Annotated in this window: 12 protein-coding genes; 2 read left to right on the top strand and 10 right to left on the bottom strand. The window is 62.0% G+C overall.

Annotated elements, in window-relative coordinates; all coding sequences use genetic code 11:
• Positions 1 to 7: 7 nt before the first annotated feature.
• Entirely contained in the window at positions 8 to 940 is a 933-nt protein-coding gene (locus ACGYK7_RS01480) for a LysR family transcriptional regulator (RefSeq protein WP_394398336.1), read from the bottom strand.
• The gene (hemC, locus tag ACGYK7_RS01475) at positions 937 to 1,884 is read right to left on the bottom strand and encodes a hydroxymethylbilane synthase (RefSeq protein ID WP_394398334.1); all 948 of its coding nucleotides are present in this window, start codon (positions 1,882 to 1,884) and stop codon (positions 937 to 939) included. The genes ACGYK7_RS01480 and hemC overlap by 4 nt, the downstream gene beginning before the upstream one ends.
• An 84-nt stretch (positions 1,885 to 1,968) precedes the next feature.
• On the opposite strand from hemC, the gene hemE reads away from it, so the two are divergent.
• The gene (hemE, locus tag ACGYK7_RS01470) at positions 1,969 to 3,009 is read left to right on the top strand and encodes a uroporphyrinogen decarboxylase (protein ID WP_394398332.1); all 1,041 of its coding nucleotides are present in this window, start codon (positions 1,969 to 1,971) and stop codon (positions 3,007 to 3,009) included.
• 239 nt (positions 3,010 to 3,248) lie between these two features.
• Here hemE and hemF read toward each other — a convergent pair whose 3' ends face one another.
• The gene (hemF, locus tag ACGYK7_RS01465) at positions 3,249 to 4,130 is read right to left on the bottom strand and encodes an oxygen-dependent coproporphyrinogen oxidase (protein WP_394398330.1); all 882 of its coding nucleotides are present in this window, start codon (positions 4,128 to 4,130) and stop codon (positions 3,249 to 3,251) included.
• 18 nt (positions 4,131 to 4,148) lie between these two features.
• Positions 4,149 to 4,679: an isopentenyl-diphosphate Delta-isomerase gene (idi, locus tag ACGYK7_RS01460; RefSeq protein ID WP_394398328.1), complete on the bottom strand. Its 531-nt coding sequence runs from the start codon at positions 4,677 to 4,679 to the stop codon at positions 4,149 to 4,151.
• Between the two features lie 196 nt (positions 4,680 to 4,875).
• Here idi and ACGYK7_RS01455 point away from each other — a divergent pair, with 196 nt between their 5' ends.
• Positions 4,876 to 5,346: a c-type cytochrome gene (locus ACGYK7_RS01455; RefSeq protein ID WP_394398326.1), complete on the top strand. Its 471-nt coding sequence runs from the start codon at positions 4,876 to 4,878 to the stop codon at positions 5,344 to 5,346.
• A 58-nt stretch (positions 5,347 to 5,404) separates the two neighbouring features.
• Here ACGYK7_RS01455 and ACGYK7_RS01450 read toward each other — a convergent pair whose 3' ends face one another.
• From ACGYK7_RS01450 to ACGYK7_RS01425, 6 genes are read right to left on the bottom strand one after another with little or no spacing between them, the layout of a single operon-like run.
• The gene (locus ACGYK7_RS01450) at positions 5,405 to 6,550 is read right to left on the bottom strand and encodes an iron-containing alcohol dehydrogenase (RefSeq protein WP_394398324.1); all 1,146 of its coding nucleotides are present in this window, start codon (positions 6,548 to 6,550) and stop codon (positions 5,405 to 5,407) included.
• A 3-nt stretch (positions 6,551 to 6,553) separates the two neighbouring features.
• A complete protein-coding gene (locus ACGYK7_RS01445; protein ID WP_394398322.1) occupies positions 6,554 to 7,927 on the bottom strand; it encodes an aldehyde dehydrogenase family protein in 1,374 nt (457 codons plus the stop codon).
• A gap of 2 nt (positions 7,928 to 7,929) precedes the next feature.
• Complete coding sequence (locus ACGYK7_RS01440; RefSeq protein WP_394398320.1) at positions 7,930 to 9,294, bottom strand: glutamine synthetase family protein; 1,365 nt, start codon at positions 9,292 to 9,294, stop codon at positions 7,930 to 7,932.
• 59 nt (positions 9,295 to 9,353) lie between these two features.
• Positions 9,354 to 10,391 carry a TRAP transporter substrate-binding protein gene (locus ACGYK7_RS01435; RefSeq protein WP_136720278.1) on the bottom strand — a complete coding sequence of 346 codons (1,038 nt, stop codon included), beginning with the start codon at positions 10,389 to 10,391 and terminating at the stop codon, positions 9,354 to 9,356.
• Positions 10,392 to 10,441: 50 nt separating this feature from the next.
• Positions 10,442 to 11,767, bottom strand: a complete 1,326-nt coding sequence (locus ACGYK7_RS01430; RefSeq protein ID WP_394398318.1) for a TRAP transporter large permease subunit — start codon at positions 11,765 to 11,767, stop codon at positions 10,442 to 10,444.
• Positions 11,767 to 12,324 carry a TRAP transporter small permease subunit gene (locus ACGYK7_RS01425; RefSeq protein ID WP_394398908.1) on the bottom strand — a complete coding sequence of 186 codons (558 nt, stop codon included), beginning with the start codon at positions 12,322 to 12,324 and terminating at the stop codon, positions 11,767 to 11,769. Before ACGYK7_RS01425 ends, ACGYK7_RS01430 begins: the two co-directional genes overlap by 1 nt.
• Between the last annotated feature and the right edge of the window lies 1 nt (position 12,325).

The following is a 12,325-nucleotide window of genomic DNA, read 5'->3' as shown; positions in this document are numbered from 1 at the left end:
TTATATTCTATGGGTGTGAAAGGTTTTTTCGATCCTCGGCATCGAAAGCCCGGGCGCAGTCACGGGCCAGTTCGGCGGCGCGGGTGACATAGGCGGGCGTGCGATCCGCATGGTAACGTGCCGCGACTTGCAGCGGGCGCGGGTGCCACGCGGCGGGCAAAATGCGCAGCGCCCCGTCGGCCAGCGCGGCTGCCACCATGACACGCGGCATCACCGCCACGCCCATCCCGTCAAGCACCATGTTCATCGCTGCCGACAGGCTGCTGGAGGGCACCAAACGGGCCTTGGGCGCGGTCGTGCCGTCGAAATGGCCGATCAGATCGAAATGGGCCTGCGTATGGCGCGCATGGCCCAGCACCGGATGGCGCAGCATGGCGGCAAAGTCGGGCGCGGGGCCGATCTGCGCGGCCAATTCAGGCGCGGCGACCCAGATGTAGTCATAGGTCGCAAGGTCCAACTGCCCGCTCGCCGGAGTCGAGAAGGGTGCGGTTTGCAGGGTCAGGTCAAGCGCATGAGCGGCAAGCTCCTGATCCAGATCGCGCGACAGATCGACGGTAAGTTCGACGGTGAGATTGGGATAGGCATCGGCCAATGCGCGCAGGAAGGGGCGCAGCCATGTGCTGGCGACCACTTCGGTCACGCCAAGGCGCAGGCTATCGTCGATCAGGTCGGGCCGCGCGGCGGTCTCGACCAGCGCTTCGGCTTCGCGCAGGACACGGCGGGCTTGGGTCAGCAGGGCTGTGCCCTTTTCGGTGAGCCGGATCGACCCGGCATCGCGCTGCATCAGGGTGACTCCCAGCGTTGCCTCCAGCCCGGAAATCCTGGCCGAAATGTTGGGCTGTGTCGTGTTCAGATGCGCGGCGGCGCGGCGAAAACTGCCAAGGTCCGCGACCCAGATCAGCGCTTCAAGCTGTTTCAGCGTGAAGAGATTGCCGATCATTCGCGCCAGTCAAAGAAACCCGGTCCGGCCTCGGACAGAAGCTTTCGGGCCATCGCCTCGCCCGCCGCGGCGCCGTCGGAAATGGCGCAGGTCACGTCATCGCCGATCGCATCCGACCCATCGGGGCGCAACACCTGCCCGCGCAGGCGCATCTCAGTGCCGTTGAGTTCGGCCAGACCGGCGATCGGCGTCTCGCAAGACCCGTCGAGCGTGGCGAGGAACGCACGTTCGGCGGCAAGCTGTTCGCCGGTCTTGCGGTCATGGATCGCCGATAGCATCTCGGCGGCGCGGCTGTCGCTCTCACGGCGCTCCACCCCAATCGCCCCTTGGGCGATGGCAGGCAGCATGTCGTCGGGATGCACGGCGGCCTGCGGCACGTCGTCCATTTGCAAGCGGTTCAGCCCGGCCATGGCGAGGAAGGTCGCCTCGGCCACACCATCGTCGAGCTTCTTTAGCCGGGTTTGCAGATTGCCGCGGAACTCGACGACTTCCAGATCCGGGCGGCGCAGTTTCACCTGCGCGCGGCGGCGCAGGCTGGAGGTGCCGACGACCGCGCCTTCGGGCAACTCGGCGATGGACTTGAGATGCGGCGAGATGAAAGCGTCGCGGAAATCCTCGCGCGGCAGATAGGTGTCGATCAGCAGCCCCCCGGGTTGCAGCGTGGGCATGTCCTTCATCGAATGCACCGCGATGTCGATGGAGCCGTCGAGCAGCGCGGCCTCGATCTCGCGGGTGAACAGCCCCTTGCCGCCGATCTCTTTCAGCGGGCGGTCGATGATCTTGTCACCCGTGGTCTTGATCACAACGATGGTGAAAGCCTCGAACGGCAGGTCGAAGGCGGCGGCGAGCCGGTCGCGCACCTCATTTGCCTGCGCGAGCGCCAGAAGCGATCCGCGTGTGCCGATGTTGAGAGGCCGGGCCGGGGTGGGGAGCTGATACGTCATGACGCATCCCTACCCCCGTCGACATGAACTGACAACTGCTGTACCTGCGCTACCTACGGGTTTGCCACAAATAGGAACGCCATAATGACTGCGAATAAGACCATCCTGCGTGCCCTTGCGGGCGAAACCCTGCCGACGCCACCGATCTGGATGATGCGGCAAGCCGGGCGCTACCTGCCTGAGTATCGCGCGACCCGGGCGCAAGCGGGGGATTTCCTGTCGCTGTGCTACAACCCGGAACTGGCCGCCGAGGTGACCTTGCAGCCGATCCGCCGCTATGGTTTCGACGCCTCTATCCTCTTTGCCGACATTCTGCTGGTGCCGCAGGCGCTTGGCGCCGACCTGTGGTTCGTCACCGGTGAAGGCCCGCGTCTGTCGACGATCACGACCAAGGCCGAGATGGAAGCGCTGAAACCGGCGGACGCCATCCATGACCACCTCGCCCCGATTTACGAAACCGTGCGCATCCTGTCGCGCGAACTGCCCGAAGAGACGACGCTGATCGGTTTCGCGGGCGCGCCTTGGACGGTGGCGACCTATATGATCGCGGGCAAAGGCACGCCGGATCAGGGGCCGGCCCATGCGCTGAAGAACGAGAACGCGGAGGTCTTCGACGCATTGATGGAGCGGATTACGCTGGCGACGATCGAATACCTCGACATGCAGATCAAGGCCGGTGCCGAGGTGGTGAAGCTCTTCGACAGCTGGGCTGGATCGCTGGAAGGCACGGATTTCGACCGCTATTCGACCGAGCCGCTGCGCCAGATCATCAGCGCGTTGAAGGCGCGTCATCCGGGCGTGCCGGTAATCGCCTTCCCGCGCGGGGCCGGGGCGCGTTTCGCCAATCTACATGCCGCCACTGGGGCGGACTGTATCGCCGTCGATGACGGCGTGAGCGCGGAGTGGGTGGCCGAACATGTGCAGCCGCATGGCTGTGTGCAGGGCAACCTGAAGTCCTCGCATATGGTGACAGGTGGGGATGCGCTGGTGCAGGAGACGCGGGCGATTTGCGACGCGCTGTCGAAGGGGCCGCATATCTTCAATCTGGGGCATGGGATCACACCGGATGCGGACCCGGAGAATGTGCAGTTGATGATTGATACGGTGCGCGGGACGCGGGGCTGAACACCCGCGCTAAGAGATGAGGGCCATCGCCTGCCCGCGGGTTGGCGATCTGACGGCTGTTATAGCCACTTTATATATCAGCCTTGATGTGCGCCCTCGAGGTCACGCCAAGCCTTACCTAATCGCCTACCCGGTCGCACCGAAGGTGCGCCCTCAATATTGCGGCACGCCTTTGGCGTGGCGGGCGGGCAGGCGATGGCCCGGCGCCTACGGCTTGATTCCGGGCCGGGGTGGCTACCTCAAACCCACTTCGCCATCGGCGGCAGGCTCATCAGCACTGCATCCGGATCATGCCCCGTCTCTAACCCGAACTTCGTCCCCCGGTCATAGACGAGGTTATACTCGGCATAGATCCCCCGGTGCCGCAGCTGCACGTCCTTGTCTTCCATGTCCCACGGCATCTCGCGCCGCTTGTCGACCACGGGCACATAGGCGGGCAGGAACGCGCGACCCACATCCTGTGTCAGCGCGAAATCCGCCTCCCAGTCGCCACTGTTGCGGTCATCGTAAAAGATACCACCCACCCCCCGCGCACGTTTGCGGTGGGGGATGTAGAAATACTCATCCGCCCAAGCCTTCAACTCATCATAGAGCGTGGCCCCATGCGGATCGCAGGCGGCCTTCATCTCAGCATGGAAATGGTCGGTGTCCTCGTCATACTCGATACAAGGGTTCAAATCCGCACCGCCGCCGAACCACCACGCATGCGGGGTCCAGAACATGCGGGTGTTCATATGCACCGCTGGCACATGTGGGTTTTGCATATGCGCCACCAGACTGATGCCCGAGGCCCAGAAACGCGGGTCTTCGGCCATGCCGGGCAGACCCTTGCGCGCGGCCATGGCGGCCTGCGCCCGCTCACCCAACTCGCCATAGACGGTGGAGATATTCACACCCACCTTCTCAAACACACGGCCCCCGCGCATGACGGACATCTCACCGCCGCCAGCGTCCGATCCATCGGGGGCGGTGCGGGTGGTGTTGCTGACCACGAAACGCCCGGCCTCTTCCTCGCCCACATGACGCGCTTCGATGTCGTGGAACGCCTGAACGATATCATCGCGAAGCTTGCGGAACCAATCCGCCGCGCGTGTCTTTTGGTCTTGCATGTCGTCGGTCATCTCTGGCCCGCCTTTCTGTTATTCCATCGCCCCGCCGCCGAGGATCAGACCTTCGTGTTCGGCCATGTAAATCCGCAGCCAAGGCGTATATTCATCGGGGTGCTGCGCGAGGTCGGCATGTAGATCGCCAAGGGTGATCCAGCGGGTCGCCATCACCTCCTCAGGGTTTGCCGTGACCAAGAGGTCCGGCGCGGCATGGGCGAGATAGACCTCGACCACCTCATGCTCGATCAGCCCGCCGCCGACATCGGCGCGGTATTCGACCCGGCCCCGGTGTTGGAGTTCCAGCCCCGTGATCCCCAACTCTTCCTCCAGACGCCGCGCGGCGCAAACCTCGGGTGGCTCGTCCCAATGCGGATGTGTGCAGCAGGTGTTCGCCCAAAGACCGGGGGTGTGATATTTGCCAAGCGCGCGCTGTTGCATCAGCAGCCTGCCGTCAGAGATGACAAAGACCGAAACCGCCATATGCCGCAAACCGCGTTCATGCGCGGCGAGCTTTTCAACCGGTTGCAGGGTGCCGTCGACCCAGGCGGGGACCATGATCTCCATCAGATGCGGCTCACCGTTGTGTTCATCTCACCCTCGGCGCTAAAGGAATTCACCGGCTGTTATCGGAGGATTTCCCCCTGGTCTCAACCGCTAACCGGCGCGCCGCGCGCACCATGCTACCTTTTGGCGCAGTCAACATCCTTTACCCCTTCGCCCCGAACGCTAGTTTCGGGCCAGACAGATAGAGGAACTGAGAATGAACATGCGTATCGCGTCGATCTTCGCCATCTGCCTTGGGGCCACGCCCCTTTGGGCGGAAAGCCATGCCTCCGGTGACGCCGAAGCCGGGGAAAAGGTCTTTCGGAAATGCAAAAGCTGCCACATGATCCAAGATGATGAGGGCAACGATATCCAGAAAGGGGGCCGTACGGGGCCAAACCTTTATGGCATCTACAACCGCGTCGCGGGGTCCATAGAAGACTACCGCTATGGCGATTCCATCGTTGAGGCTGGCGAAGCCGGGCTGGCGTGGAACGAAGAACATTTCACCGGCTACGTCGCCGACCCCAAGGGGTTTCTGGCCGAGTATCTTGATACGAAACGGGCCAAGTCGAAAATGTCTTACCGTCTGAGAGACGAGGAAGACGCGAAAGACGTTTGGGCCTATCTGGTCTCCGTCGGGCCGGAGGTGACCGAGACCGAAGCGGCGGCAGAGGCGACCGAGTAATTCGCGCATTCAGCGCAACGCGAAAGGGGGGCCATCTGGCCCCCCTTTTTGTTTCGGATCAGAAGCAGTCGCGCAGCAGCTGCGTGACGTTCTCTTTGGTCAGTTCAATCGGGTTGCCGCCACAGCTCGGGTCTTGCAAGGCCGAGGCGACCAGCGCGTCGATATCCGGTTCGGTCACGCCAAGGGCGGTCAGATTAGCGGGGATATTCAACTCCGCATTCAACTTGCCGACGAAATCATAGAACCCATCAAAGCTGCCAACGATATCGAGATAGGCCGCCGCCTTGGCCAGACGCTCCTCGATCGCGGGGCGGTTCAGGCGCAGAACGGGCTGCATGACCACGGCGTTGGTGGTGCCGTGATGCGTGTGATGCACCGCGCCAATCGGGTGGCTGATGGCGTGAATGGCCCCCAGACCCTTTTGGAACGCCGTGGCGCCCATGGCCGCGGCGGACATCATATGGCCGCGCGCCTCAAGATCACTGCCATCGGCGTAGGCGCGGGGCAGGTATTCCTTGACCAGACGCATCCCTTCCAGCGCCATGCCTTGGCTCATCGGATGGTAATGCGGCGAGCAGAAGGCTTCGAGACAATGGGCGAAAGCATCCATCCCAGTGCCTGCGGTGATCATCGGCGGCATGCCGACGGTCAGTTCCGGGTCGCAGATCACGACGGCAGGCAGCATCTTGGGGTGGAAGATGATCTTCTTCTCATGGGTCTGGGAATTGGTGATGACGCTGGCGCGCCCCACTTCCGAGCCTGTGCCGGCGGTCGTCGGCACGGCCACGATGGGCGCGATGCCATCCGCATCGGCGCGGGTCCACCAATCGCCGATGTCTTCGAAATCCCACAGGGGGCGGGTCTGGCCCGCCATGAAGGCGATGACCTTGCCCAGATCGAGACCGGAGCCGCCGCCGAAGGCGATCACGCCGTCATGGCCGCCGTCGCGGTAGACCTTGATGCCCGCCTCGGCGTTCATCTCGGTCGGGTTCGGGTCAACGTCCGAGAACATCGCGCGGCCCAGACCTTCGGCCTCCATCAGGTCCAGTGTGGACTGGGTGATTGGCAGATAGGCCAGCCCCTTGTCGGTGACCAGCAGCGGCTTCTTGATGCCCGCAGCGGCGCAGGCCTCGGCAATCTCTTTAATCCGGCCCGCGCCGAAGCGGATGGCGGTGGGGTAAGACCAATTTGCAGTCAGGGACATGTCTCAGGCTTTCTTGAGGTGGTAGGATTTGGGGCGTGTCAGCGCGTGATAGCCCAGTTCAGACAGGCCCGCGCCGCGCCCGGTTTGCTTGCAACCGGTCCAGCACAGCGCCGGGTCCAGATAGTCGGCACGGTTCATGAAGACGGTGCCGGTTTCCAACCGCTGACCGATGGCCTCGGCAGCCTCGGCATCGGCGGTAAAGATCGCGGCCGTCAGGCCGAACTGGCTGTCGTTCATCAGCGCGATGGCCTCTTCGTCGTCCTTCACCGGCATGATGCCGACAACGGGGCCAAAACTTTCGTCGCGCATGACGCGCATCTCATGGGTCACATCGGTGAGCACCTGTGGCGTCAGATAGGCACCACCATCGTCGGCATCCATCTTCTCGATATGCGCCTTGGCACCTGCCGCCACGGCCTCATCAATCTGCGCGCGAACCTCATTGGCGAAACGCACGTTGGCCATCGGGCCAAGCGTCGTGGCCTGATCCAGCGGGTTGCCGAGGTTGAGGTTGTTCACCCATGCCACGGCCTTTTCGACGAAGGCATCATAAAGGCTTTCGTGCACATAGATCCGCTCGATCCCGCAGCAGCACTGGCCCGCGTTGAACATGGCGCCGTCCATCACGCCATCGACCGCCGCGTCAAGATTGGCATCGGCCCGGACATAGGCGGGGTCTTTGCCGCCCAACTCGGTCGCGACGCCGGTGAAGGTGCCCGCCGCGGCGCGTTCCATCGCCTGACCGCCGCCGACGGAGCCGGTGAAATTGACGAAATCAAAGGCGTTATCCGCGATCAACGCCGAAGTGGTGTCATGGCTCAGCACGACGTTCTGAAACACATCCTCCGGCACGCCCGCGGCGCGGTACGCATCGGCAAGATGTTCACCGACGAGAATGGTCTGGGAGGCATGTTTCAGGATCACCGCGTTGCCCGCGATCAGCGCGGGCGCGATGGTATTGTTCGCGGTCATATAAGGGTAGTTCCACGGTGCCACGACAAAAACCACGCCATGCGGCTCACGCATAATCTTTCGGCTAAAGGCGGCGCTGTCTTCGATCACCGTAGGTGCCAGCGCATCGGCGGCGATCTTGGCCATGTGGCTGGTGCGTTCTTGCAAGCCGCCAAACTCACCGCCATAGCGCACCGGGCGGCCCATCTGATGGGCCAGTTCCTCGGTCATCCGGTCGGTCGAATTCTCGATCTCTTTCAACGCAGCCATCACCAGATCAACACGTTCCTGCAAGGGGCGCGCGGCCCATGCCTTTTGCGCGCGGCGCGCGCGGGCGACAGCGTCTTGCGCTGCCTGCGTGCTCAGGGTTTCGCGCTCCGCATAGACCGAACCGTCAATCGGAGAGATACATTTTACCGTCGTCATTCTCAGGCCCTTTCAAAGCCGCGGGCGATTTCCCAATCGGTCACCACCCGGTCATATTCTTCCTGTTCCCATTCCGCTGCGCGGGTGTAATGGGTCACTACATCGTCGCCCAAGACCTCGCGCAGGAAGGTCGAGCCGCGCAGGGTCTCGGTTGCTGCCCGCAGGGTCTGGGGGATATCGACAGCGTCGGACTCGCCATAAGCATCGCCGCGTGTGGGCGGGGCAAGCTCCATCTTGTCTTCGATCCCTTTGATCCCGGCGGCTAGCATGACTGCCTGCGCCAGATAAGGGTTCAAGTCCGATCCGCCAATACGGCATTCGACCCGCACGCCCTTTGTCCCCGCCCCGCAGAGGCGGAACCCCGCGGTGCGGTTGTCGACGGACCAGACGGTCTTGGTCGGGGCGAATGTGCCTTTGGCGAAACGCTTGTAACTGTTCACATAGGGGGCGAGAAAATAGGTATATTCCGGGGCATAGGCGATCAGACCCGCCATATAGTGGTGCATGAGCTCGGACATGCCCAACGCGCCCTCGCTGTCATAGAATGCCGCTTCGCCGTCTTTCCACAGCGACTGGTGGACGTGGCTGGAAGAGCCGACGCGGTCCTTGTGCCACTTGGGCAGGAAGCTTGCCGCATGGCCCTGCTGCCAAGCGATCTCTTTGACCGCATGTTTGGCGATCGTGTGATAATCGGCGCAGTCCAGAGCCGCTGAATAGCGGATGTTGAGCTCTTCCTGACCGGCCTCGGCCTCGCCCTTGGAGTTTTCGATGGGCAGACCGGCAGCGAAGAGATGGTTGCGCAGCGGGCGCATCACGTTCTCTTCCTTGGTGGTCTGGAGGATGTTGTAATCCTCGTTATAGCCGCTGATCGGCGTGAGGTCGCGGTAGCCGCCCTTGCGGATCGCGTCAAAGCTTTGCTCGAAAAGGAAGAACTCCAGTTCGGTCGCCATCATGGCGTCGAAACCCAGTTCCTTCAGCCGCGCGATCTGTTTCTTCAGCATGGCGCGCGGGGAATGCGGCACCGGGGAATGCGTGTCGTGATCCAGCACATCGCAGAGCACCATCACCGTGCCCTCCAGCCATGGCACCGGGCGGATCGTGTCGAGGTCGGGCTGCATCACGTAGTCGCCGTAACCCGTCTCCCACGAGGTCGAGGCAAAGCCCTCGGGCGTGGCCATCTCAAGGTCGGTGGCCAGCAGGTAGTTGCAGCAATGGGTTTCTTTATAAGAGGTCTCGACAAAGTTGACGGCATGGAAGCGTTTGCCCATCAACCGGCCTTGCATATCCACAAGGCACGCAAGAACCGTATCGACGGATCCTTCTTTGACCAGTTTTTTCAGCGCGTCGAATGTCAGTGTGCCGGGCATGTTCTGTCCACTTCAGGGGGTAAGGCGGGGGCGCGGGCAGCGCGCCCCCGGTTGTCGGTTCAGCCGTTGGTGTAGGGCGGACCGGCTTTGTTGATGACCTCGTTATAGTCGCGGAAGATCTGCACGATCTTGGCGTGCACTTCGCCCTCTTCGGCGATCTCGGTCCAGAAGTCCTTGGCCGCGTTTTCAACCTCGGCCCATTCGTCGGCAGGCACGGTGCTAAGCTTGAGCTTGTCGCCCTGCGCGCGCAGACGCGCCTCGCCGCCCCAGTACCACTGGTTGCGGTAGGTGTGGCCCGCTTCGATCCCGGCCATGACCAACTGCTTGAGGTGATCCGGCAGATCGGCCCACTGCTGCTGATTGACGAAGAACGACCCGATCCAAGCACCCGAGATGTTATTGGTCAGGAAGTAGTCGGTCACATCGGCCCAGCCGACGGTGTAATCCTCGGTGATGCCGGACCATGCCATACCGTCCAGCTCGCCGGTCTGCACCGCGACCTCGGCGTCCTCGTAGGGGATGTTCACCGGCACCACGCCGAACTTCGACAGGAAGCGGCCCGCGGTGGGGAAGGTGTAGAGCTTCAGACCGTCCAGATCGGCGACCGATTTGATCTCTTTGGTGGTGTTGAAGTTGCAGGGGTCTTGGCCCGCAGCCGACAGCCATTCGACGCCGACCTTGGCGTATTCCTCTTTCCAGATTTCGGCCAAACCGTACTGGTTGAACAGCACAGGCACATCGAGGATGTGCTTGGTGGCAAAGGGGAAGTAGCCGCCGAATTGTTGCAGCGGCGTGGGCGAGGCCATGGAGTCGTCATCGGAATGCACCATGTCGATGGTGCCGCGCTGCATGGCTTGGAACAGCTCGCCGGTGGGCACGATCTGGTCGGCGTAGAACAGTTCGATCTCCATCTCGCCATTGGCGGCGGCGTTGATGTAATCGACCGCCGGTTTGGTCACCTGCTCACCCAGAGCGGCGCCGGCATAGGTCTGCATGCGCCATTTGATCGGCGCTTGGGCATGCACGATGGAGGGCGCGGCAAGGGCCGCAGGGGCGGCGACGGCGGCCCCGGATAGAAACTTTCTGCGAGTGGTCATACGTCTCTCCTTTGTTGAAATGTCAGGCCGTCTTTGCGCGGCTCTCATTGTTATTTGTCGTAGATGTAATCGGGCAGCCATGTCGCGATCTGCGGGAAGACCATGACGAGTATCAGTGCCAAGACCATCACCAGCACGAAGGGCGTGATCGAAGCATAGATGTCGCGCAGGGTAATCTCTGGCGGGGCCATGGCGCGCATCAGGAACAGGTTGTAGCCAAACGGCGGGGTCATATAGGCGATCTGCGTGGTGATCGTGTAAAGGATACCATACCAGATCAGATCGAAGCCGAGCGCACCGACCAAGGGCACATAGAGCGGCGCCACGATCACCAGCATCGCGGTGTCGTCGAGGAAGGTGCCCATGATGATGAAGCTAAGCTGCATCATGATCAGGATCATCCAGGGGCTGAGGTTCATCTTCTCGGTGAACAGGCTCTCGATCGCCTTCACCGCACCCAACCCGTCGAAGACCGCGCCAAAGGCGAGGGCGGCAAGGATGATCCACATGAACATGCAGGTGATGCCCAAGGTGTTGCGCAGGGAGTTCTCGAAAACCTCGCGGGTCATGCGGCCTTTGAGGACCGCGGCAAAGAACGCCGCCGCAGCCCCGATGGCCGAGCTTTCGACCAAGCTTGTCCAGCCATTGACGAAAGGCACCATCATCACCGCAAAGATCACCAGCGGCAGGATGCCCGCCCGCAGAAGGCGCAGCTTCTCGGCACGGGGAATGTCGCGATCCTCGGCCGAGAGGATGGGTCCGAGTTCGGGATTCATTCGGCAGCGAATGACGATATAGGCGACGAACATCGCGGCCATCATCAGCCCCGGGATGACCCCAGCCAGCCACAACTGACCCACCGGCTGCCGCGCGATCATCGCATAAAGCACCAGCACGACCGAGGGCGGCACGAGGATGCCAAGGCTCGACCCCGCTTGGATCACCCCCGTCACCATCCTTTTGTCATAGCCGCGTTTCAAAAGCTCCGGCAGCGCAATGGTCGAGCCAATCGCCATCCCCGCCACGCTGAGCCCGTTCATCGCCGAGATCAGCACCATCAAGCCAATCGTGCCAATCGCCAGACCGCCGCGCACCCCACCCATCCAGACGTGGAACATCCGGTAGAGGTCATCGGCAATGCGGCTCTCGCTCAGCACATAGCCCATGAAGATGAACATCGGCAGCGTCAGCAGCGGATACCATTTCATCAGCTTCATCGCGGCGGCGAAACCGATGTCATAGCCGCCCTTGTCGCCCCAAAGCAGCAGCGCCGAGACCACGGCGATAAAGCCAATGGCGCCAAAAACCCGCTGGCCGGTCAGTAGCATCAACATCATTGACGAGAACATCAATGTCGCAATCATTTCATAGGACATCAGATGGCCTCACCCTTGAGCCGCAGCACGTCTTTCGCGAGCTCGGACAGACATTGCAGCAGCATCAGAAAGATGCCGACGATCATCACGACCTTGATCGGCCAGAGATAGGGACGCCATGCGGAACTGGATTGCTCCATATGGCCAACCTCTTCACTACCGGTGATCAAGCCGCCGAAAAAGCTGAACGGCTCGGTGCCCCAGTAGCCCAGCGAATAGGCGGTAGAGCTTACCGCCCCATAGAGCAGCACGCAGAGATAGAAGATCAGGAAGAAGACGGTGAAGAGGTCAAACCACGCTTTGCGGCGCAGCGACCAATCGCCATAAAGGAGGTCCATCCGCACATTCGACCCCAGTTGGATCGAATAGGGACCGCCCAAGATGTAATAGCCCACCATGACAAACTGCGCCATTTCAAGCGTCCAAAGCGAAGGGACGAAGAAGGCTTTGCTGACGGTGGACCACAACAGCACCCCCATCAGGACAAAGATACCATACATCATGATCCGCCCGATCCGCCGGTTCATCGCGTCGATGCCCCGGATATAGCCTCGCATG

Origin of the sequence: Sulfitobacter sp. 1A15299, assembly GCF_043556915.1 — a bacterium.
Lineage (GTDB): Bacteria > Pseudomonadota > Alphaproteobacteria > Rhodobacterales > Rhodobacteraceae > Sulfitobacter.
Note: the sequence above shows the minus strand (reverse complement) of the source record. Positions and strands in the feature narration are given on the sequence as shown.